We start from the raw sequence: 20,850 nt of genomic DNA, 5'->3' as shown, positions 1-20,850 counted from the left end.
CAAAGCATTGAGGTGACAGGGGATTTTCCAGTTTGGGGAGCTTCCGAACGCCCTGCCGACCCAATCTGATTGCAGCGAAGCCGGTCTGGTCGCTGCGCAATTCTGAAGGGGTAGTTTCGGCAGCGCGCCCAATCTGGTCACAACTGGCCAGAGCGAAATTCTGCGCGGTGATGACGGGGCAGTTTCGGGACCGCGCCCCATCTGGTTCAAACTGATCAGCGCGCAATTCTGCGGGAGGTGTTTCGCGCGGGCGGTCATGACTGCTCGCCCTCCGGATAGACCCACACATGCGGGTTCTCGACTTCGAGCAGCGCGCCGGTCTGCGGCGACTTGTAGTGGGTGGGCAGAACAGCGACGCTGGCTGGCAGGACCTCGCCCGTCTCGGGGTCGACCGCTTCTTCTTCAGCCGGAGCCGCCATGCCCTCGACGCACAGGAAGCCGAAGCGCGACCTGGACGGCCCGAGCCCATAGGGCGTGCCGTCGCGCACGAATTTCACGAAGCCTTTGGTGGCGAGGACGTTCAGCCGGTCGCGGATCGTGTCCTTGCCGCCAAGCCCGCCCCGGTTCTCGAAGGCTTCTGCGAACTGATTGATGGTGTAGAGCCGCCCTTCGAGCGCCTCGTCGAGGAGGACGCCGAGGATGACGTCGTGCTTGCGCACCCGCTCCGCATCCAGCTTGTCGCCCAGCGCCTTGCGCACCAGGCGCTCGCTCGACCGATCGATCGAGACCCAGCGCCCATCGGCCTTGTCGATGATCATCGGTTCGATGCCGGGGCCGTTGCGCAGCTCGAAATGCAGCATCCGCTCGGGCCGATCTTCGTCGGGCCGGTGCATGATGATGCCGGAGCTGTAGAAGCTGCGGAGGCTGCCCGCGCCCGAGAGCGCCATGAACGGGTCCTCGGCGAGCTGCTTCTTCGTGATCTTGCGGGTGTGATGGCAGAGGATCAGGCCGGCATCCGGGGCTACGGCGTCCCGCAGGGCCTCGACCCGCTCCTGCAGGAAGAAAAGCATCGCGGTGTTGTCGTTCTCCCCGCCGCCGTCCGGACCGCCATCGAAGAGATTGCGGATCGGGTCGATGCAGAGAATGTCGGGCGCGCCGTGTCCGTAGTGGGCACGGACGGCAGCGACGGCGAGTGCGACGCCGCCGGCGTCAAGCAGCATGCGGACCTTGGGCGTGGCGACGAGATTGTCGCGCGCCACGGCCAGGAGCGCCGGATCGATCCGGATCGCCTGAAGGCGCTCCCGGAGGTAGTGGTACTGGATCTCGGCCTGCAGATAGAAGATCCGCAGCGGCTGGCTCGGCGCGAAGCCGAGGAAGGGCACGCCCGCCGCCATGTGGACCAGCAGGCTGATCAGGAAGTCGCTCTTGCCGACCTTGGGTGCGCCGCCCAGCACCAGCATGCCGCCCGGCGTCAGCACGCGCGGTGCAATGATGTCGTCCGGCATCGGACTGGTATCGTCGAGGAGCGCGCCCAGCGTGAAAGCCGGCAAGGCGGACATGGGGGGAGTGGAGAGCCGTTCGAGCGCCGGGCCGTGGCGTTCCTCATGCAGCCGCCAGAGGCGCTGGGCTTCCGAGGCGAGCCGTTCAAGCGGCCAGCTCGGACGCAGCTGCGCGGCGTTGTACTGACAGATCGCTTCCCACGCCTCGTCGCGGCTCATGCGCCCCTCGTGCGCCAGCCGCACGTAGTGGCCGATGGCAGCGCTCGCGCCCTGAAATCGCGTCCAGTCGTCTTCGCCGCCTTCGCGGACCGGGGTGGTCAGAATCTCGGTGATCGAGGGCTTGTCGTTCGATGGTCCAGGCTCTGATCCCACGCCAGCAAGCGGCGGCATGGTATCGACCAGCTCGGCGAAGTCGCGCAGGTGGACCTCGACGCGGGGGCTGTGGCGACGGATGTTGACCAGCCGCTTGAACCCGCCCTTGTGATAGACGGAGCCGGCCAGACGGATCGGCTGGTGGGCGGAACGGAAATGCGTGTCGCCGCCAACCTTCACCGCGATGTCGCCGCGCAGCCGACAGAGAAGCGCGATGTCCTCACCCTCGGCCGGTTCGCTCAAGCGCCACCAGACATGCAGCTTGTCGAGACCGTCCGGCGTGCGGCCGCCGCTTTCGACGAGCAGGGTGGGTTCGCCCAGATGCCGGATGAGGTGGTCGAGCTTGGCGACGATGTCGCCCGCATCGAGATCGACCAGAACCGTCTGCATCTGCAGGACGTCGGCGGCCTTGGCCCTGCCGGTCTCGGCGACCGTTCCCGGCACCACATAGAAGGCAGCACCCTCGCGCGCCGCCCAGCTGGCGAAAGAAACCGCCTTCTCCAGCAGGCTGTCGTCGATCTCGATCCACGCGTTGTGGGGACGACCGTCTATGCCCTGGCCCTTGTCCACGAACCCGCGCAGCGGCGCCCAGCCCTCGCAATAGCCGAAGACGACATCGAGAAAGACGGCGATCTGCTGGGGATCCGGCTCGATGTCGAAGGGATCGGCCTGGGGTGCGGCGTCGTTGAAATCTCGCCACGCGTCGAGGGAGACGATGTTGTTCTCGCTCATGCCGGCAGCCCCCAGCAGCGTTCCGCCCACGGGCACATGCGGCACTCGTGGAAATCGCGGGTGGTGGCGATCCGCGGCAGCAGCTCCCCGGCGTCGGTTGCCTGCAGGATCCGTACGCCCCGGTCGGACATGCGCTGCGCGAGCCCCGCGTCGAACGCCACCAGTTCATGGTGCAGCTCGGCCGTGTCCTTGTTGATCGCGGTGAACAGCGCCGGGTTCTCGCAAATGCCCGGGACCTGCGCTTCCATGTAGGCTTGGTAGATCGCGATCTGGGCGGCGTAGACGGGTTTGGCTACGACCACGCCCTTGGCAACGGTCTCGCGCCAGTTCCTGGCGTTCATCGTCTTGCATTCCCAGAGCGCGGGAACGCGCAGACCGAGGCTCACTGGCCCGGAAGCGATGATGCCGTCGACGTGGCCGCGGATGCGGCCGCCAGCGACCGAGAATCCGAATTGGTCGCCGTCCGGACGGTTGCCCTTGCGGGTGTAGAGATCGAACTCGGCAGCCCGGAGCCAGCGGACCGCGAGATCTTCGAGAGCGTGTCCGATCTCGAAGATCCGCAGCGTCTGGCCGGTGAAATCCTGGCCTTCGTCCTTCGCAGCTCCGGTGAACTCGAACTGAAGTGCACGCTCGCAAGGAGCTCCGAGCCGCGAGCCGCCGAGATAGATTCGCGGCGCCATCGCCGCGCGTTCAGCAATGATCGCCTTGTCGATGACTGCGTTGATGCGGTCGGCGCAGGTAGGACGGCGGTTGTAGTCGAGCATCAGAACGGCACCTCCGCCTCAGCGTCTGCCGCCATGGCGTGCATGGCGTCCTGGAAGCCGCCGACGGCGACCTCTATCAGCGTGAGCACCTGCGCCTCCGAGAGATCGGAGAACCGCGCCTGCCAGCCGATCTCCTCCATGATCTCGGCGACCGGCTTCATTGCGGCACGGATCGCGGCCTGCTCCTGTTCGGTGAGATCAACCATGGCCCAGCCCCCACCGCTGCCCGAGCGCGTCCAGAAGCCTTGGCAGGCCATCGAGCAGAACCAGACCGAGGGGCGCGGCTGCTTCGACCGCACCGGGTCGAACCAGCCAAAGCCACGGGTGGGTCGCCGGCAGACAGCACAGAGCGTTCCACGCGGATGCCAGAGTCGTCGCCGGTCCTCGGCCGTGATGGGATTGAGAGTGGTCATGGCTCATGCTGCCCTCCCGATCGCTGCATCGGGCGCGGCTTCCGCCGCTCCGAAGACGAGGGAGCGGATACCGTCGCGGTTGAACCGGAAGGCGAGCAGCGCCGATGCCTGGTAGCGGGTGAGCCCGAAATCCTGCCGGTATTCGGGCGGCAGGAAGGCGAGCTGCCGGTCGGTGGGCGGCTGGTTCAGCCAGCGGCGGGTCTTGTGCGCGCTCTCGTCGCTCTCATGCTCGTTGAGCCAGTCGTCCGCCGCCGCCAGACAGATAGTGCGCTCGCCCACAGCCAACAGATGAGGCCGCTGCTTCTGCAGGCCCCCGATGCCGTACCAGCGGCCGTTCAGGAAGAAGACACCGCCCCAGGCGTTGAAGCCGTTGGCGATGAGTGCGGCATCGTCGCCGAAGAGATCGCACCAGCGGAAACTCGACCGCTTGAGGAGGTCGATTTCGGACATTACGAAGTCGCCGAGCGGCGTGACCTCGCCCGCGTCCTCTCGCTCCCAGAGGTGACCGCACAGCGGGCATTCGGTGGTGGCGAGCGGCACGATGGCGCCGCAGTCCGGGCAATCCTTGGTCGGCGCCTCGCCGGAGGGCTCGCGTCCGTCCAGGTCGACGTCCTGCTCCAGCGAACCGTGCAGCAGCGTCGAGGTGCCGAAATCGAGCACGACGCAGTCGGTCTTGACGACGCCCGGATGGTCTTCGGGCGAGACCGTGCGCAGGCCGCGACCGACCATCTGGATCATGGTCGACTTGTAGGAGCTCGGCCGCAGCAGCACGACGCAGCTCGTCGGCGGGTGATCCCACCCCTCGGTCAGGACCGCGACATTGACGACGACCCGCAGATCACCGGCGGCATAGGCCGCAAGCGTCGCCTTGCGGGCGGTGTCGGGCATGTCGCCATGGATCAGCCCTGCTGAAACGCCCACCTCATTAAACGCGGCGGTCACGTTGCGTGCGTGGTCGACCGTCGAGCAGAACACCACCGTCTGGCGCTCGCCCGCCTTTTCCCGCCAGTGGCGGATGACGGCGTCCGTGACCGGCGACCGGTTCATGATCGCGTCGACCTCGGCCATGTCGAAATCGTCGGCCGTGCGGCGCACCTTGGTGAGCTGGTCCTGGACGCCGACATCGATGACGAAGGTGCGCGGCGGCACGAGATGGCCGGAGGCGATCAGTTCGCCGATCCGGATCTGATCGGCGACGTTCGAGAACACCGGGCGCAGACCGCGCTTGTCGCCCCGGTTGGGCGTCGCGGTGACGCCATAGATCCGGCACATGGCATTGCGCTGGAGCGCGGTGTCGATGATGCGCCTATAGCTGTCGGCTGCCGCGTGATGCGCCTCGTCGATCACCAGGAGGTCGAGCGCGGGCAGCTGGTCGAGATTGCCCGCGCGCGCCAGCGTCGGCACCATCGCGAAGGTGACCTGTCCAGCCCACGACTTTTCCTTCGCATCGACGACCGAGGTCGTGATCTTCGGGTTCACCCGGCCGAACTTGCTGCGGTTCTGAGCGGTCAGCTCGTCGCGGTGGGCGAGCACGCAGGCCTTGGCGCCCGTGCTCTTCGGGGTTTCGCCGACCATGCGGCCGACGACGCCCGAGAGCATGATCGTCTTGCCGGCTCCGGTCGGGGCGACGCCGAGGGTGTTTCCGTGTTCGTCGAGCGCGCGGACGCTGCGCTCGACGAACTGCTTCTGGCGGGGACGCAGCAGCATGGCAGCCTCACTGCGCCCAGGACGGGCGCGTGCCCGCGGCCGGTGCTGAAGATTGGGGCATGGAAGGCTGGGAAGGCTGAGCCTGCGACTGCGCTACCACACCGGGCACGCCACCCATGAGAGCGGCATACTCCTTGTGATCCGGCGTCACGGCCGCGCGGATCTCGTTCTTCTCCTCGCCGTTGGTGTCGGTGCCGATGTCGATCCGCGCCACGAACTCGAGCCCGTCGAGATCGGCAAAGCCGCTGATGCGACGGGCGGCCTGGGCCTGAGCGGACGTGTCCTTGTCGGAGATGCCGCGAGCGGAGTTCAGCATGCCGCGCACGAGGCTGCGGCCCATGTTCGCCCAGTCCGGACCCTTGGGGCTGTAGAGCCCGATCAGCGTGAAGATCTTGCGCCGGGCATAGGGCCCTTCGAGAACCGTGAACTCGCCCGAGAGGTAGACCGAACCGGTCGTGCCGCGGGTGGCATAGCCCCCGGTCCAGCCCTGCGACGGGTCGTCGAAACCGCCGGGGCGGATGGTCAGGCGCACCTTGGCCAGTGTGCCTTTCGGGATGATGTTGGCGTTCTGCTTGGCGTCGTTGAAGTCGTTCCAGGATCCAGACATGACTGGGGTCTCCTCGTTCAGATGTTTTCGGAAGGGGTGGAAGCGTCGGGGGTCGGAGCGGTCGCGGCAGGGGACGGGCTGCGATAGGCGAGCCGCTCGGAGGCGGGCTTAACGGGCCCGCGGATCTTCGCCATCAGACGGCCGAGATGCGGCTCCTCGATCAGGTCGAGGCGACCGGAGCGGTCCTTCGCGGGGAAGTTCCACGAATTGATCGTCTGGCAGACGAAGACCCGATAGGGTGTGCCGGCGTCGTCCTTGATCTCCGCCATCGTCAGGACTTCATCGACGATGCCCGGCAGCTCCAGACCGGTTTTCGAGCCATCTATCTGCGGCTGGTAGATGCGCCGATTGAAGTCATCGAGCTTCTCGTCGAGGATCCCGACGAACCAGACGTTCTTCGCCCGCGTGTGCTGCAGATGCGTCAGCCACGCGATCATCTCGCGGCCATGCAGGCCGTAGGCGCCGCGGACATCGGGCTTGCCGGTCTTGTCCGAGAAAGCCTCCGGCTGTCCCTTGCTCCACTGGAAGCAGAGCCGCCCGGCGACGGTGATCGAGTCGATGAAGACCGTGTCGTAGCGGTCGAGCGCCGCCGGATCGCCGAAGCGCTCGCACACCGCCGCGTAGTGGGCCTCGCTGTAGACCTGGTCGTCCCGCAGCGCCGGATTGGGTCCGCCGATGAAGACCGCGAAATCGCGGCATTCAGCCCATGTGCGCGGCCGGACGCTGTCGCCGGACCATCCCTCGATGGCGAGGTCGCCCGCCTCGAGATCGATGAACAACGTGGTGGCGGGATCGAGCGTCCAGAGCAGCGAGGTCTTGCCGATCCCGGACTTGCCGAAGATCGTGCCCTTGACCCCGCGTTGCTCGGCGAGACGCTGATCGGCCGAAATGATCGGGAGAGCCATCACTTGCCTCCCTTCGCCGCGATCAGGGCATCGATCGCGATGTCCGCACCCAGCGCGCCGGCCTTGCGCCCCTCGTCGTGAAGGGTGCGCACCGCGTCGATCTCGCGGTAGAGCGCCGATGCCCGCTCGTTCAGCCCGATGAGGGCGAACGCCAGGTCGTCGATCGAGGCCGCCCCGACCGGCTTGACGGTCTCGTCGCGACGTTCGCCGATGGCCGGCACCCGGATGGTCTCGGGCAGCTTGTCCAGCCCGTAATGCTGCTCGCGGACCACCGCGAGATTCTGCGTGATGCTCATGACGTCACCTCGGTGTTCAGGGAAAGACGGAAGCTGGGCTTGCCGGTGCGGACGGTGCGCGCGTCTTCGAAGGCTGAGCGGATGTGGCTCGGCCAAGCCGCGAACTTGCGCTCGGGCACCTTGATCGCGACGTCGACGTACTCGGTGGGGTCGTCGCCCTCGACCCGGATGCGCTCGACGAGGGCGGCGAGCTTGTCCTGGTCCCAGTCGACGCGCTTCGGCAGATCGGCAATCACGGTGACCGCGCCGTCTTCGAAGCGGATCGTGCCGGTGTCCTTGCCGGCTGCCTGGCGCGCCGAATGGGAGCGGTCGGCGTACTTGAGGGCGACGGCGCCATCGAGCCAGTCACTGGCCGTCTTGGCGCGGCGAAGGGCTTCGGCGGCCTCGTCCTGCAGGAGAGCGAGCTGATCGGCGGGCAGAGCGGCGACGTCGCCGACGGCCATGTGCCGGAGCTCATCGAGCGAGATGCGGTTGGAAATCGTCATCACCGCCCCCTCACGCCGCAGGCTTGGCAGGGGTGTCGGCGGTGCTCGCGCGGATCTGCTCGCGCTCGTACTCCTCGACGTCTTCGAGGCGGTACACGACCCGACCGCCGAGCTTGACGAAGCGCGGGCCTTCGCCCGTCCAGCGCCAGCGCTCAAGCGTGCGGTGGCTGATGTTCCAGCGCGCAGCCAGGTCGATCTGGTTGAGGTGTTTCGTAGCCATCTGTGTCTCCTTGGGTTCTTGTCGAAAACCTGCGGAGACGATGGCTGCCGGGCGGGTAGGAGCCGGGGAGGAGCCAGGTAGGGCTCAAGGTAGGAGTCGGAAAAACCGGCTCAGAAATGAAAAAAGCCGCCCCATCGGGCGGCCTTGCAGTTGAGAGATTCAGCGCATCAAAGGAACATCCAACAGCGGCCATTCTCCTCTCTGATGAATTCGCGCCATTCAGGTCTCCCGGAGAAAGCCTTCGCCAGCGTGTTGACGCTGGTGCTGTATCCTGCGCTCTCCAGAACCTCGGCGGTCAGAAGTTCCGGATGGCCGGATTTCCAAGCGTCATACAATTGCCGGATGATTGCGCGCTGTTTCGATCCAGAGAATGCATGCCGTGTTCCGCGAACTGTGAGGGACGCGCCGTCGGCCGCCATGGTGATCAGGTCGTCGTTCAGCTGTGAGCCCGCCGCAACACGGGCAGCCAATAGGTCGGGAACGACAGCAAGACCGTTGTGATCGGCGACATCTCGAACGGCGATCAGCGTATGACCGAGGTGCACGTCAGTCGGCAGGCGATTCCCAGGCGTGAAGCTCAGGACGATTCGCAAGCCGGGCGCCGGACGCTTGCGGGCAGTATCGATGAAACTTTTCCATATCGCTGGTTCGCAGAGCCGACGGCCAATCCAGACGGATGTACGTTTGCTGCGTCCTGGAAGTCGCGCGTCGCCGACCTCCCACAGAAGGTCGGGCACGAGTTCGACAGGGCCAGTTCGCGGCGACAAATCCAGCCGCTCCACCAACTGGCCGATCAGCTTGCTGAAGTTGACGCGGAACATCGCCAACTGATCACCGGGGACGCTCACCCACCCCGCTGTCGGGCTGAAATACCCATATGCCCGATGTTCCGGTGACCAAGTCAGATTGACGGGCTCGTCCTCGTGATCAACGAGTGAAACGGCTGCCCGCGAGTGATCTTTCGGCTGAAGGATGCCGGCCGCCTTCAGCGCTGGCGCGACCCGACCATAGTAGCTGTCGAGGACCGAGCCGCTGATAACCGCGTCTGGAGTCTCGATCACAGACAGGAGTAGGTCTGCCGCCTTCCGATCAATCGGCGGCGGCACTGTCAGCCCCAGAAAGAATGCCCCAGCGGCGCAGGTATTTCTCGCCGATCAGCTGCTCCTCCTCGGTCTGGTCCTTGAGATTGCAGCCATGCGGCATGGTGATCGTCAGCGGCAGCGTCCGGCCACGCTTCGCGTCGCCTTTGGGATGGAACTTGATGGTCAGCTTCGCCTGCGTCGCCACCCATCCACCACCCAGCGGATCATTGGGCCCGAACCGCTCCGCCGACATGCTCCAGATGGTGCGATCGGCTTTCCGCAGGCATTCGAGCGTGACGCGTTCGGCGACATTGTCGATGGGCATCAGCCGCAGCTGCTTGACCTCGACGGCTTCGATCCCGTCCTCCGGCTCCGTCGGGAAGTCGAAGGGGTGCAGCAGGACGGCAAGATCGTAATTGCGGAACGGCACCTTTTCGCTCTGGAACTCGATTCCGAGCAGGTCGCGCGCCATGAAGCGCACCATCTCCTCGCGGCTCTCGCGGTCGTTGGCCACTACCTCGATGACGCCGGTCGCCGGCTCATAAGTCATCGCGGCCTCGAAGACGGGGCGGCGAGCGCGACGGACGAGCGCGCCGCCATCATCGAACGCGAGGAAGTCGTCCAGCAGGCCCTCGCGGTAAATCGCGATCTGCACCAGTTCGCAATCCTCGCCGTCGAAGGTCGGCCGGTAGCGCCCGAAGATGTCGATGTGGATGTTGTTGGAGGCAAACCGCTCGCGGAGTGCCGCCTTGAAAGCATCCAGGGATGCCTCGTCGCGGCGCAGATCAAGGTTCGGCTCACCGATGAACCCATCCCAGCTCCGCCCCCGGCGGCGTTCGTCGGTGTAACGGACCTCCTCGGCATGGCGGAACCGAACCGGCTCGTTCAGGAACATCCAGAGCGCCCGGGCGTGCCCATTGGCGAGATCGTCGAGAACCGTGCGGTCATCGACAACACCATAAAGCGCGGTCTGCCCGGCATCGTCGGCGAGGGCGCCGACCCGCTCGGCGTCATTGACGATGCGGGCGCGGGCTTCGTCGTCCATCTCGTCAACGGCGCGAAGTGTGATGCGAACCACTTCGGGCTCGGGCGCCTCCCAATCGACCTCGGTCGGAAGCTCGATGCCGGTATGGTGGAAATAGGCCTGCAGCGACGAAGCAGGCATGTTGCGGATGAAGGTCGTCACTGAGGCCATGATCGGTTCTCCTTAGCCCTTGATGGTGCGCGGGTCGTTCCCGTGCGAATCGGACTGGCCGATCCGGCCGTCCCGCTTGTGGATCTTGAATTCCGTCCCGGCGTTGCGGCTCATCTCCCGCCCACGGTCGATCGCCTCCCGCTTGGTGTCGAAATGCCCACTGGCGCGGTCGGCGCCGCCGCGGCGAACGTCCCATCCACCACCGGAGCTGGGAAGGATGTGATGCGTGCCTGACGTACGTTTTGCCATCGAAAGGACTCCTCTCTAATACGATTTTGTTCGATGTATATCGAACACGCCCGCGATTTCCTTGTCAAGCACGATGTTGTTCGGCATATATCGAACACGATTTTCTGCGGCCGACGGCCGCCAGTGAGGAGACACCATGGCAGCGTCCTTGGGAGAGAAGATTCGGCGCCACCGTCAGAAGAAGGGTTATTCGCTTGATAAGCTGGCGGAACTGACCGAGTCGAGCAAAAGCTACATTTGGGAGCTCGAAAACAGGGACACGCGGAAGCCTTCGGGCGAAAAGCTGACCAAGATTGCCGAGGCGCTTTCCGTGACGACGGATTATCTGCTCGATGAATCTGCAGAGCCGGACGAGGAAGTGGTCAAAGAAGCGTTCTTCCGAAAGCTGAGCAAACTCGATCCGGATGACAGGAAGAAAATCGAGCAGCTCGTCGACATGTGGAGGAAAAAGGATTGAAGCTTCCAACGACCCCCGAAGGCTGGGCGATTCATCTGTCGAAACTCGTCCGCGCTTTTCATGATGCGCATGGCTCCCCCCGATTTCCGATCAGGGTCGCGGACATCGCGATGGAATATTCAAGGAACGTGTTTCCCGATGCACCTATCACCAAGGTGGACGGCCTTGATCTATCGCGGAGCTTCGAGGGCATGCTCATGCCCATGGATTCTGGCACAAGCGAGTGGGGCATCATCTACAATAATGGGATCACATCGAGAGGCCGCATCAATTTCACGCTCGCCCACGAGCTCGGCCACTATCTGCTGCACCGACATTTGTCCCCTGAAGGGATACGCTGCTCGAGTCGGGACATGGGCGATTGGCGATCGGAGCATGGCCAGGTCGAGGCCCAAGCAAACAGGTTCGCTTCTTTCTTGCTGATGCCGCTTGACGACTTTCGGCAACAGATCAGCGGCCAAAAGATTGAGATAGATCTTCTGCGGCACCTTTCTGATCGCTACGAAGTTTCGATCACTGCAGCGATTCTGAAGTGGCTCAGCATTACCGATCAGCGAGCCATGATCGTCGTCAGCAAAGACGGATTTATCGATTGGGCATGGTCGAGCGAACGCCTATTCAAAACCGGGATCTACTACGCGGCGAGGCAACAGACGATCGAACTGCCCAGCGAATCGCTTGCTGCCCTTCGGGGTGACGAAGTGACGGCGCAGGTCGGCATTATGCACAAAAAAGGGGTTTGGCAGGGCAACGAGGATGTCTACGAAATGACGGTGTTCGCCCCCAAGAGCGAGATGACCATTTCCCTGCTCCTCTACCCCAATGAAGGACCGACTCGTTGGCGGGCTGACGATCTCGATGAGCCCGAAGAGCCGGACGCGTATGATCGGTTGATGCCGCAAGGATGAACGCGCATTGCACGATGAGCGACGAGAAACGACGGCGACTGGCAAGTGGACGCAACCCGGCGTTCCGCACAAGGGCTGGCGTTGCGTCGATATCGAGGAGTTGGAGGAGCAGAATCATCTCTGCGAGATGTGCGAGGCGCGTCTTGTCAGGTTTGTCCATGTTATAGAGCATGACGACTACGACGACATGCTCCGCGTGGGCTGCGTCTGCGCTGGCCACATGGAAGAGGACCTCGTCGGTGCCCGCAGGCGTGAGGCCGCCTATAGGAATGACCGGTCGCGGCGGAGCCGCTGGCTTCAGCGGAGGTGGCGCTTATCGGCAGCTGGCAACGAGTATCTGAACACAAACGACGGATTCAACGTCGTCGTCTATCGCAAGGGGGCGATCTGGGGAGCCCGCATCGAACATCGCGCGAGCGGCTTCGCGCGATCATCGAGGCTACCCTACCAAACATCTGATCATGCAAAGCTCGCGGCTTTCGAAGCGATGCTCGGGATGAAGCACAGCGAGCCATGGAAGCGGTGAAACAGCCCTTTGGAACCACTGTATGAGAAGCATGGGATATCTCTTTGGTCGGCACGCACGAGATGCCGTCACCCTCACCGCCCGTGACTACAATACTTTTCATCGTGGATCGAAGGTCGACGGGAAGCAATGGCCACCGGCAAGATCATAGCACCCAAGATAGAGATTTTTGTCGGATCGCCAATTCAGCATGAGTCTGAAAGAAGCGTGATTGAGCAACTCGTTCGCCTATTGGCGGCAGACTCGCTCCCTGCCGTTATCTTTGCAAATATAAGCCTGTCTTCCCGTCAGGTCGATTTCGTGGTCGCCCTCGCCAATTTAACGTTGGTCATCGAGGCCAAGAGTTACACCCGGCCTATTCGGGGCGGTGAGAATGGACCCTGGCAGGTCCAGGTAGCCTCCGGCGACTGGAAAGAATTCCGGAACCCTTATGCTCAGGCACGCGACGCAGCGCTGGCGGTTAGGGATGCCATGCGTTCGTTTGCTGGCACCGAGGTCCAATATCCTGGGGCAGCACTAATCTTCACACCCGATATCCCCCGCGAGTCTCAGATTTATCCGGGGGACTTCAAAGTATCAGTGGCCGGCTCGAGCGGATTGCATGCCGCGCTTCAAGCGCGGCAAAAGGTCGCCTGGTCGCTCGACCGCTGGAAAGCGTTTGCGGAACACCTTCGGCTCACGCCGGTTTCCACGGTTGCGGCCGCATGTGATCCGGTGCTGTTCGAGGCCGAGGATCTCCTTCGGCAGTACGTGGCAGCCTTCCGCCACACCTACACACACCCCGAGCCGTTAGTCCCTTTCACGTGTCGTTTAGGCGACGAGACGGCTTCCTCCGACGACGTAGTACGTCTGGTTGCCAATCGGCACGCTGACATATTGATCCAGGGTCCTTCGGGATGTGGGAAGACGCTGTTGGCCGGCAAAGCCGGCCTGAGGTTTACTGAGCAAAGCGGGCTTGCCATCACCGTCCCGGTCAAGGATTACGCGGGCGGCCTTAAGAAGGTGCTCGACCGCGAGGTCGGGCTGCTGTCCGGCGCGTCGGCGGCTACAGTGCTCGGTGCCGCGAAGCGGCTCAACCGACCGCTGCTATTCGTAGTCGATGGCTACAACGAGTGTTCGGCGCCGGAACGGTCGTCACTGACCCGGGCACTCGCCGCGCTGGCACGAATTTATGAAGCCAACCTTCTCGTAACCTCGCAGTGTCCACTGGCCCGCGGCGACCTCTTGGCGTTGCGCACGGTCGAGGTGCCGCCGGCCACGCCGGAGACGAAGACTGCCATCGCCCTAAACGCCACGGGTGGCGACGCGTTGCCCAACGAACTGGAACACCTTCTCGGCGCTGTCGCCACCGGCCTGGAGGCAAGGCTTATCGGCGAGGCGGGCCAGCAGCTCAGCCGCGGCAGCAGCCGATATGCCCTGTTCGATGCGTTCGCGCGGAAACGCTTGGACGACATGGCGAGTGACGGCATTCGGCTGCTCTCGCAGGTCGCCGGCTGGCTCTCCGAACGCGTTGCGTTCAGCCTGTCCGTCCGCGATCTCGACCGCTTGATGGGTCAGGACGGTGCACCTCACTCTACCGCGACGCGATTGCGAACTGCGGGGCTGTTGGCGCAGCGTGGGGACCGGATCAGTTTCGCGCACGAGATGTTCTTCGATGCCTTCGCGGCAGAGAACGTGATCCGTCGTGCAGCGGGCCGGCCGGGCCCGGTGCTGACGGCACTTGGCGCCCCGCAGAATGCCGAACGAAAATCGTTCATCATCGGCGCGATCGATGACGATCGCCTGCGAGATCAGGTCTTGGAAGGGTTAACGGACGCTCAATCGATTGCCGCCTGTATCGCGGGTGCATGCGGGCGGGCGGCACGAGAATGGGCCGAGATGCGTTGCGGGGCGCTTTGGGAACGTCTTCGCGCGGAGGCGCTCGGGGTGAGTTTCCGCATCTCGGATCAGGGCTGGATGAACGTCGCCTTCGAGGAAGCAACATTGACAAAGTGGACCGCATTGGAACGCGCCTTCCTCGCCGTGATGCCACAGCGGATGGTCGAGGGCCATTATCTGGACGAGGCCCTCGATACAATTGGGGTCCTGGACCGGAGGATCGCCGAGGAAGGGGCCCGCCTGCGTGATGAGGCCCGGGAACGCAAGGTCGCCCTCCGGAGCGCTCTGTTCGCAAACTCTTACGTCTTTCAGTCGGGCGGGGCGTCTGGGATCACCCATATCTGCGCGCACTTGCATGGCGGCTTCTTCCGTACGACACGTGATGCGGTGGCGCGGACCATCCAACGGAGGCTGGGAGGAGACGGCCTGTCGCCCGGACAGGTGTACCTGCTCCTAATGTTGAGCCGGGGCGCCGAAGTTGCGGCGCCGCTCGTCGTGCGAGCCCTTGAGACGCACTGGGCGGGCGCACCCTATCACCTGCAGCTCGACCTGTTAGATGCAGCACGGATGTGCCGTCCGGCGAATGACAGCGATCGGGCCGCGCTGATCGCAGCCGTGGAAGCGCTGCCGCAGCCGAGACACGTGTTCATCTCAACCATGATCGTGGAGGCCCTGCAGGGCCTTGGCGCGCTCGAAGACTCTGAGCGCGAGCACATTGCCATTGCCCGCGAAGAGGTTAGGCAGTGCCTCGCCGACCCCGAGGACACCGACCGTTGCGCCATGGCTTACGGCCTCCATTCGGCGCAGTTCGATCATCCCTATTGCGGGGCGTACTGCGAAGTGATCGCCGATCTCCCGGAAAACGAGCGGAAGACGCTCCTGACGATGGCGGCGAACGGCGCCGGCGACACGGCGTTCTTCCTGGCACCGTTGCTCATCGACCTTGCATCATTCGGCGATTCGGGCGTCGGCGACAGCATCGCCCGCTGGACTGCGTTGCCGCCGAAGGACAGTGTCATGCCCCAGGATGGCGTCGCCGTCTTCGTGGTCGCGCATATTGCCCTGGCGCGACTCGGTTGCCCCCTGCCCGACAGGCAAGGTGAGGCAGTTGGCCATTCGGCCGAAGCGCTGATTGCCTGCGGGGCGATCCTTTACTGGAGCAATCGTGTCGAACTCGACGAGACTACCAGACGACACGCCTGTGCCGCTTCCCTGCAGGTGCTAGTCCGGCACGAACGAGGCGCCGCGCTCGACGTTATCCGGCATTGCGAACGTGCCCTTATCGAAGGCGTGAGGCATCTGCCCGGGCCGGCCCCGGTGGAACGATCGATCGTAAATAGCTTTCCCGTTGAGGTGGCCGAGATCTGCCGCCACGCCCTTATCGGAACGGTCAGCCAAGTCGGCTATTTCCGGCACTACTCAGAGTACGACCGGCGGCAAAACCTGACACTCGCCATCGATGTGCTGGCATACCACGGGAAGAGCACAGACCTTTCGCTTCTTCGACGATTCGCCACGGACCCAGCCCTCGGAACAAGCGCGATCGCGGCGGTGAGAATGATCGAAGAACGCCTGGCTTCCACATGATGTGAGAGAGTTCCATGGCCGCGTCGACCTTCACTGACCTCCTTGAGAAAGACTTCAGATGGCCGAAGATAGGAGACAAACTATTTTCCCACGACCAACTGGCGTACGGAGCATTCCTGGCGCACCACCCTGGTGAGCGGCTTTATCATTTGACGGAAGGATACAAGCTTGCAGCCGATCTGCTGGTGGACCAAGCCGAAGCCGAGGCATGGCGAAGGCGGAAGCTCGTTTACCCAATTGTCTTTTGCTACCGACATTTTCTGGAGCTTACGTTGAAGGGTATGCTCGAACAGTATGGATCAATGGGCAATGTGACAGCGAATTGGTCACACCACAGACTTGAAGATCTATGGAGAGACTTCCGGACGTTGCTTCGCAACCTCGGTTCTGATCATCCCGAAGAACACGGCACTGACGCCGTCGAGCAGTGCGTCGCCGAGTTCGCGAAGATCGACCCCTTTTCGGAGACGTTTCGGTACCCATCCAGCCGAAAGGGGCAGCCCTTCGACATTGATTGTGAGATGATCGACTTGTTGCAGCTTCGTGACACAGTTCAGGCGATCGAGAATTACTTCATGGGCAGCGATGGGTTTTTGGGCAGTCTTAAGGATGCGCAGCCGGGTTGGTAGCCCATCTCGGCAATTGGAGTGGTCGAGGTGTCGTCCCTGCTTCCGAACTCATGGCGTGGGGCACGCTTCGGTTCCGCGTGAGCGTAGTGCCGGCCATAGCCCTAGTCGGGGCAACGGAGCTCCAGCATCAATGATGATAACGGGAGTGTTCGACTGCGCACGATTGCGCGCCCTCTTGCTTCCACAGTGCTTCCACGGGCGTGATGGAAACATAAGCGTGGAATCAAAGCACCCGCCAAGCCTTTGACTTAGCGGGCGAATTTGGTTGCGGGGGCAGGATTTGAACCTGCGACCTTCAGGTTATGAGCCTGGGGTATCAACGCCGGAGAGAAAATTCATCGGCTGTCAAAGTTACGGGCACACCTGATTTCTGCAGCTTGATTCGAGGCGAAAAATCCCGTGATGAGCAACAAGACGCTTCGGTGCCATTCGAATCCTGCGCAAGTTTTCTAATGATTGCGCACTATCATGATAACACCTTGATTATGCTTGCTTATTGGTGTTTTACGACTACCGTTTCGCCAGTCATCCTCTGTTGCGAACGGTCTCATGCAAGACGCCCGATCCGGCCCCAACCCCATGCCTGCCGACCGCATGTCGGCGGACGAACGCCTCGATGAACTCGCCAGAATCCTCGCTGCGGGCCTGAGACGTATTCAGTCGGAACAGTCCAGTTCTTTATCTGCAGCTGGCGAAGACAGTTCATTCGACATTCTCGCCCTCAAACGCCGTGTTGGTCGTTGCAAACCGAGCAACCGAGTTGGAGGGCAATGATGCCAGAAGCGACGAAACGGACTGAAACCAGACCGCGGCGGCCACGCGAGAGCACCGCGGCGGGCGGGAGCGTGGTCATGCAGCTTGCGGCGCTGAAGCGAATGACGGTGGTCGAACTTAAGACGAAGTGGGAGAGCCTCTTCGGCACGCCCGCCCCGAACAACAGCCGCAGTTACCTCGAGCTCAGGCTCGGCTACCGGATCCAGGAACTGACCCTCGGCGGGCTTTCGCGCGAGACGCGCCGGACGCTGGATCTGCTGGCCGACGAAATCGAGGGCAGGATCGGGCGCAAGGCGATCATCGCGGATTCCCGCAACCCGGTCGTCGGCACCCGGCTCGTGCGCGAATGGGACGGAGTAGAGCACACGGTCACCGTGATGAAGGACGGCTTCGACTGGCAGGGCCGCAAGTTCAAGTCGCTTTCGGCGGTGGCGCGAGCAATCGCCGGCACACAATGGAACGGCTACCGCTTCTTCGGCCTCCGCGAAGCCCGGAGGGACGACCGATGAGCCGCTCTCAGGAATCCGTCGCGATTCTGCCGCGCCGCCAGCGCTGCGCCATCTATACCCGCAAGTCGAGCGAGGAAGGGCTCGACATGGAGTTCAACAGCCTCGACGCCCAGCGCGAGGCCTGCGAAGCCTATGTGACGAGCCAGAAGGCCGAGGGGTGGTCCGCCATCCGCGAGCCCTACGACGACGGCGGCTTTTCCGGCGGCACGCTGGAGCGACCTGGCCTGAAGCGCCTCATCCAGGACGTCGAGGCCGGGCTGATAGACGTGATCGTGGTCTACAAGATCGACCGGCTGTCGCGCTCGCTGATGGATTTCGCCAGGCTGGTCGAGATCTTCGACCGCAATCAGGTGACGTTCGTGTCGGTCACGCAGTCGTTCAACACTACGACGTCGATGGGACGACTGACGCTGAACATCCTCCTGAGCTTCGCCCAGTTCGAGCGAGAGGTGATCGGCGAGCGCATCCGCGACAAGGTCGCCGCCTCGCGCAAGCGCGGCATGTGGATGGGCGGTTACGTCCCGCTGGGATACGACGTGCGCGATCGCAAGCTGGTGATCAATAAAGCCGAAGCCGCGACAGTCAGGATGATCTTCGAGCGGTTCGTTGCCATCGGCTCCGCCACGACGCTGGCCAAATCGCTGGCGGCCGAAGGCGTGCTGAACAAGCGCGGCAAGCTGATCGACAAGGGTTTCCTCTACAAACTCATAAACAACCGCGTCTATCGAGGTGAAGCCGTCCACAAGGGCGCGGCCTATCCCGGCGAGCACGAGGCCATCATCGATCGTGACCAGTGGGACAAGGTGCACAGCATCCTTCAGGAGAGCCCACGTCTGCGAGCGAAGAACACGCGCCGCCAAACCCCGGCGCTTCTGAAAGGGATCATCTTCACCGAGACCGGCGCCGCGATGACGCCGACGGCGACGAAAAAGGGCACGCGCCTTTATCGCTACTACGCTTCGATGGACCTGATCCGCAACCGCCCAACCGGCGACGCCCCGGGTCCGCTGCGCTTGCCCGCAGGGATGGTCGAGGACGCCGTCGTCGGGGAGATCCGCCGCATGATCCGCGCGCCGGAGATCGCGGCACGAACGATCAAGGCCCTGCGTGACGGGAGCCCGACCGTTGACGAGCAAGCGGTCGTCACGGCGCTCGGCGAGTTCGATCAGCTTTGGGCTGCGCTGTATCCCGCAGAGCAGACCCGCATCGTCCAGCTTCTGGTCGAGCGGGTGACCGTCGGTGAGGGCGGCATTGCCGTCGACCTCCGCCAGGAGGGGCTGGGCTCGGTCCTGCGGGACATGATGGCGCCCCGCCAGAAGGAGGCCTGCGCATGAGCGCCACGCCGGACACCATCCGCGTCGTCATCCCACTGACGATCCGCAAGCGCAATGGGCGGCCGAAGATCCTGCCGCCCGACGATGTGGACGCGCGAAACGGCCGGGCGCAGGATCCCCATGTGCTGCGCGCCATCGCCCGAGCATGGAGTTGGCGGCGGCAGCTGGAAACCGGTGCCGCTTCCACCATTCACGATATTGCTGCCGCCGAGAAAGTCTCCGACCGGTTCGTGAGCCGGATGATGCGGCTCGCCTACCTGTCGCCCGAAGTGCTCGAACACCTCGTCATCAGGCGTGTGCTACCGGCGCTTTCGTTGAACGACCTGGTCGCGGTAGCGGACCGACCGTGGGCGGAGCAGATGGCGGCGGTGTTTGGCACGTTTGAGGTTCGGCTGGATTAGTTTCGGGCCCGGCGCCAACCGGCCGTCCGCGCCTCATCCTCGGTGCAGAACCAGCGCTCGCCCTTGCTCTCCGTAATTCTAGTCTTGTCGTAATTCTGCTGGCCCGGCACATGATAAATTCGGGCGCCGTTCCGGCTGATATTGCCCTTGATGTGACACCCTGTCGTTGGACTGACGGACGCCAGCGGTTGCGGCAAGAGACGCTGCTGTGCGTCGATCGGGACGGACAATGCACCAAGGATTTCTGTCTGCGAACCACGATGGCGCCAGTCCCATGGCGCGATGAATGCACCCGACCACAGACCTTCCTGACCGGCACGCGCGGTCTGTTCCTGGCTGACATAGATATCCGAGTAGCGCCGGAAGGCGAGCGCCCAGCCGCTGGCCACCATTGCGGCATTGATGTCCATCCGGTCGACGAAGCAGATCATGATGCGCCGGCCATAGCGGTCGATCTCGTCTCCGGTGCAGGCAACCGGCCGCTTCTGGACAAGTTCGATCAACGCGTCGCGTGCAGCGATCCCGCAAGCGTAGGTTTTGCCAGCCTTGTCGATGCACACCTGATCGGTTTCCGGCGCGTCGATGCCGTTCAGCCGGATCCTCGTGCCCTTCACCGAGATGGTGTCGCCATCGGAAATTCTTGCCGGGCCTGTTATTGTCGCTGCTGCTGCCGGAGTCGCCGAATGTGCAAGCAGCGTCGTAACGGCAATCAGGGGAAAAAGAAAAGGTCGAAGAATCATGGGCGTATTGTCTGCCGTTTCGGCATGGATTGAAAGGCGTCAACAAATAAGGCGTCTTTTCCAGGACGATGCCCGCCAGCTGATCGAGCGAGATCCTATTACAGCCTATTATGATGCACAGCGGGCTGCTGCACGTGCTCGCTTTGCCGGTGATGGGCAGGGTTTCCTTCACTGGGCAAAAGTGGCTGCGGAAGTCGCGCGGATCAGCAACGCGCCAATGAACTATGAGATCGTCGAAAGCATCGTCGACGAAGAGGAGCGTCGGGCGAGGTTATCGCTGGAGTAAATGAACGAGGTTTTGATTGATCCGGAGCAGTGTCCAATGGTTCAACGGAAGCTTGCCTGACCCTCATATCGCCCTCATATCGAAGGGCCCAGGAATGCCCGACTGGCTACGCACGCACGCTTCAGAATGCGCCTACTTCGCGTTCTCTGAATGCTGCGGTAGCCGAACGGTCAGCCACAGAAAGTTCGGTCGGGTGAAATCCACAATCCACTGAAAATGAGCCGCTTTTCGTGACCGAACCAAATCTGGCGAGGTTCGCTCGGTTAGAGACGAAGGCCCTTCAGAGACCGAAAATCGCCGATCTGCCAGTCTCTGAGGTTCGGTTAGTCTGGCCAACCTCCTTTGAATGCTAAAG

Annotated in this window: 22 protein-coding genes; 9 read left to right on the top strand and 13 right to left on the bottom strand. The window is 63.2% G+C overall.

All coding sequences use genetic code 11. The features are described from left to right. Positions 1-254 precede the first annotated feature (254 nt). The 12 genes from F2P47_RS01295 to F2P47_RS01240 form a co-directional block, all read right to left on the bottom strand. The gene (locus F2P47_RS01295; RefSeq protein ID WP_185680884.1) at positions 255-2,543 is read right to left on the bottom strand and encodes an AAA family ATPase; all 2,289 of its coding nucleotides are present in this window, start codon (positions 2,541-2,543) and stop codon (positions 255-257) included. After that, a complete protein-coding gene (locus tag F2P47_RS01290; RefSeq protein WP_152214347.1) occupies positions 2,540-3,307 on the bottom strand; it encodes a hypothetical protein in 768 nt (255 codons plus the stop codon). The genes F2P47_RS01295 and F2P47_RS01290 overlap by 4 nt, the downstream gene beginning before the upstream one ends. Beyond that, positions 3,307-3,720, bottom strand: a complete 414-nt coding sequence (locus F2P47_RS17795; protein ID WP_204886463.1) for a DUF6511 domain-containing protein — start codon at positions 3,718-3,720, stop codon at positions 3,307-3,309. Before F2P47_RS17795 ends, F2P47_RS01290 begins: the two co-directional genes overlap by 1 nt. Before the next feature lie 3 nt (positions 3,721-3,723). Further along, entirely contained in the window at positions 3,724-5,427 is a 1,704-nt protein-coding gene (locus tag F2P47_RS01280; protein WP_152214346.1) for a DEAD/DEAH box helicase, read from the bottom strand. 7 nt (positions 5,428-5,434) lie between these two features. Beyond that, complete coding sequence (locus F2P47_RS01275; protein ID WP_152214345.1) at positions 5,435-6,034, bottom strand: hypothetical protein; 600 nt, start codon at positions 6,032-6,034, stop codon at positions 5,435-5,437. A gap of 17 nt (positions 6,035-6,051) precedes the next feature. After that, positions 6,052-6,939, bottom strand: a complete 888-nt coding sequence (locus tag F2P47_RS01270) for an ATP-binding protein (protein WP_152214344.1) — start codon at positions 6,937-6,939, stop codon at positions 6,052-6,054. Beyond that, positions 6,939-7,235, bottom strand: a complete 297-nt coding sequence (locus F2P47_RS01265) for a hypothetical protein (RefSeq protein ID WP_152214343.1) — start codon at positions 7,233-7,235, stop codon at positions 6,939-6,941. The genes F2P47_RS01270 and F2P47_RS01265 overlap by 1 nt, the downstream gene beginning before the upstream one ends. Next, on the bottom strand, positions 7,232-7,720 hold the full coding sequence (locus tag F2P47_RS01260) for a hypothetical protein (RefSeq protein WP_152214342.1): 489 nt from the start codon (positions 7,718-7,720) through the stop codon (positions 7,232-7,234). The genes F2P47_RS01265 and F2P47_RS01260 overlap by 4 nt, the downstream gene beginning before the upstream one ends. A gap of 10 nt (positions 7,721-7,730) precedes the next feature. Then, positions 7,731-7,940, bottom strand: a complete 210-nt coding sequence (locus F2P47_RS01255; protein WP_092763684.1) for a helix-turn-helix transcriptional regulator — start codon at positions 7,938-7,940, stop codon at positions 7,731-7,733. A 167-nt stretch (positions 7,941-8,107) separates the two neighbouring features. Then, positions 8,108-9,046, bottom strand: coding sequence for a hypothetical protein (locus tag F2P47_RS01250; RefSeq protein WP_152214341.1), 939 nt, complete (start codon positions 9,044-9,046; stop codon positions 8,108-8,110). Continuing rightward, positions 9,030-10,217, bottom strand: a complete 1,188-nt coding sequence (locus F2P47_RS01245; protein WP_152214340.1) for a hypothetical protein — start codon at positions 10,215-10,217, stop codon at positions 9,030-9,032. Before F2P47_RS01245 ends, F2P47_RS01250 begins: the two co-directional genes overlap by 17 nt. A 12-nt stretch (positions 10,218-10,229) precedes the next feature. Then, a complete protein-coding gene (locus F2P47_RS01240) occupies positions 10,230-10,466 on the bottom strand; it encodes a DUF2188 domain-containing protein (protein WP_152214339.1) in 237 nt (78 codons plus the stop codon). 136 nt (positions 10,467-10,602) lie between these two features. Between F2P47_RS01240 and F2P47_RS01235 the strand changes: the two genes are divergently transcribed. From F2P47_RS01235 to F2P47_RS01200, 8 genes are all read left to right on the top strand, one after another. Further along, entirely contained in the window at positions 10,603-10,923 is a 321-nt protein-coding gene (locus F2P47_RS01235) for a helix-turn-helix domain-containing protein (protein WP_152214338.1), read from the top strand. Then, positions 10,920-11,831 (top strand): ImmA/IrrE family metallo-endopeptidase, encoded by a 912-nt coding sequence (locus F2P47_RS01230; RefSeq protein ID WP_152214337.1) that lies wholly within the window; start codon positions 10,920-10,922, stop codon positions 11,829-11,831. The genes F2P47_RS01235 and F2P47_RS01230 overlap by 4 nt, the downstream gene beginning before the upstream one ends. Positions 11,832-11,838: 7 nt before the next feature. Beyond that, entirely contained in the window at positions 11,839-12,357 is a 519-nt protein-coding gene (locus F2P47_RS01225; RefSeq protein WP_152214336.1) for a hypothetical protein, read from the top strand. Positions 12,358-12,486: 129 nt separating this feature from the next. Then, complete coding sequence (locus F2P47_RS01220; protein WP_152214335.1) at positions 12,487-15,822, top strand: nuclease-related domain-containing protein; 3,336 nt, start codon at positions 12,487-12,489, stop codon at positions 15,820-15,822. Between the two features lie 14 nt (positions 15,823-15,836). Continuing rightward, a complete protein-coding gene (locus F2P47_RS01215; RefSeq protein ID WP_152214334.1) occupies positions 15,837-16,451 on the top strand; it encodes a hypothetical protein in 615 nt (204 codons plus the stop codon). A gap of 851 nt (positions 16,452-17,302) precedes the next feature. Next, complete coding sequence (locus tag F2P47_RS01210) at positions 17,303-17,734, top strand: DUF2924 domain-containing protein (protein ID WP_152214333.1); 432 nt, start codon at positions 17,303-17,305, stop codon at positions 17,732-17,734. Next, positions 17,731-19,068 (top strand): recombinase family protein, encoded by a 1,338-nt coding sequence (locus F2P47_RS01205; protein WP_152214332.1) that lies wholly within the window; start codon positions 17,731-17,733, stop codon positions 19,066-19,068. Before F2P47_RS01210 ends, F2P47_RS01205 begins: the two co-directional genes overlap by 4 nt. After that, complete coding sequence (locus F2P47_RS01200) at positions 19,065-19,469, top strand: hypothetical protein (protein ID WP_152214331.1); 405 nt, start codon at positions 19,065-19,067, stop codon at positions 19,467-19,469. Before F2P47_RS01205 ends, F2P47_RS01200 begins: the two co-directional genes overlap by 4 nt. Here F2P47_RS01200 and F2P47_RS01195 read toward each other — a convergent pair. Beyond that, positions 19,466-20,083, bottom strand: coding sequence for a thermonuclease family protein (locus F2P47_RS01195; protein ID WP_246176679.1), 618 nt, complete (start codon positions 20,081-20,083; stop codon positions 19,466-19,468). The genes F2P47_RS01200 and F2P47_RS01195 overlap by 4 nt on opposite strands. Here F2P47_RS01195 and F2P47_RS17835 point away from each other — a divergent pair. Continuing rightward, positions 20,052-20,495, top strand: coding sequence for a hypothetical protein (locus F2P47_RS17835; protein ID WP_246176678.1), 444 nt, complete (start codon positions 20,052-20,054; stop codon positions 20,493-20,495). The genes F2P47_RS01195 and F2P47_RS17835 overlap by 32 nt on opposite strands. Positions 20,496-20,850: the final 355 nt, after the last annotated feature.

This window comes from Parvibaculum sedimenti (assembly GCF_009184905.1).
Taxonomy (GTDB): domain Bacteria; phylum Pseudomonadota; class Alphaproteobacteria; order Parvibaculales; family Parvibaculaceae; genus Parvibaculum; species Parvibaculum sedimenti.
The sequence above is the reverse complement of the archived record's forward strand: the minus strand, read 5'-3'. Positions and strand labels throughout refer to the sequence as shown.

Coding starts and splice junctions, on each gene's coding strand:
- F2P47_RS01295 (WP_185680884.1), bottom strand. CDS start 2,543: ATGAGCGAGAACAACATCGTCTCCCTCGACGCGTGGCGAGATTTCAAC.
- F2P47_RS01290 (WP_152214347.1), bottom strand. CDS start 3,307: ATGCTCGACTACAACCGCCGTCCTACCTGCGCCGACCGCATCAACGCA.
- F2P47_RS17795 (WP_204886463.1), bottom strand. CDS start 3,720: ATGACCACTCTCAATCCCATCACGGCCGAGGACCGGCGACGACTCTGG.
- F2P47_RS01280 (WP_152214346.1), bottom strand. CDS start 5,427: ATGCTGCTGCGTCCCCGCCAGAAGCAGTTCGTCGAGCGCAGCGTCCGC.
- F2P47_RS01275 (WP_152214345.1), bottom strand. CDS start 6,034: ATGTCTGGATCCTGGAACGACTTCAACGACGCCAAGCAGAACGCCAAC.
- F2P47_RS01270 (WP_152214344.1), bottom strand. CDS start 6,939: ATGGCTCTCCCGATCATTTCGGCCGATCAGCGTCTCGCCGAGCAACGC.
- F2P47_RS01265 (WP_152214343.1), bottom strand. CDS start 7,235: ATGAGCATCACGCAGAATCTCGCGGTGGTCCGCGAGCAGCATTACGGG.
- F2P47_RS01260 (WP_152214342.1), bottom strand. CDS start 7,720: ATGACGATTTCCAACCGCATCTCGCTCGATGAGCTCCGGCACATGGCC.
- F2P47_RS01255 (WP_092763684.1), bottom strand. CDS start 7,940: ATGGCTACGAAACACCTCAACCAGATCGACCTGGCTGCGCGCTGGAAC.
- F2P47_RS01245 (WP_152214340.1), bottom strand. CDS start 10,217: ATGGCCTCAGTGACGACCTTCATCCGCAACATGCCTGCTTCGTCGCTG.
- F2P47_RS01240 (WP_152214339.1), bottom strand. CDS start 10,466: ATGGCAAAACGTACGTCAGGCACGCATCACATCCTTCCCAGCTCCGGT.
- F2P47_RS01235 (WP_152214338.1), top strand. CDS start 10,603: ATGGCAGCGTCCTTGGGAGAGAAGATTCGGCGCCACCGTCAGAAGAAG.
- F2P47_RS01220 (WP_152214335.1), top strand. CDS start 12,487: ATGGCCACCGGCAAGATCATAGCACCCAAGATAGAGATTTTTGTCGGA.
- F2P47_RS01215 (WP_152214334.1), top strand. CDS start 15,837: ATGGCCGCGTCGACCTTCACTGACCTCCTTGAGAAAGACTTCAGATGG.
- F2P47_RS01210 (WP_152214333.1), top strand. CDS start 17,303: ATGCAGCTTGCGGCGCTGAAGCGAATGACGGTGGTCGAACTTAAGACG.
- F2P47_RS01205 (WP_152214332.1), top strand. CDS start 17,731: ATGAGCCGCTCTCAGGAATCCGTCGCGATTCTGCCGCGCCGCCAGCGC.
- F2P47_RS01200 (WP_152214331.1), top strand. CDS start 19,065: ATGAGCGCCACGCCGGACACCATCCGCGTCGTCATCCCACTGACGATC.
- F2P47_RS17835 (WP_246176678.1), top strand. CDS start 20,052: ATGCCGTTCAGCCGGATCCTCGTGCCCTTCACCGAGATGGTGTCGCCA.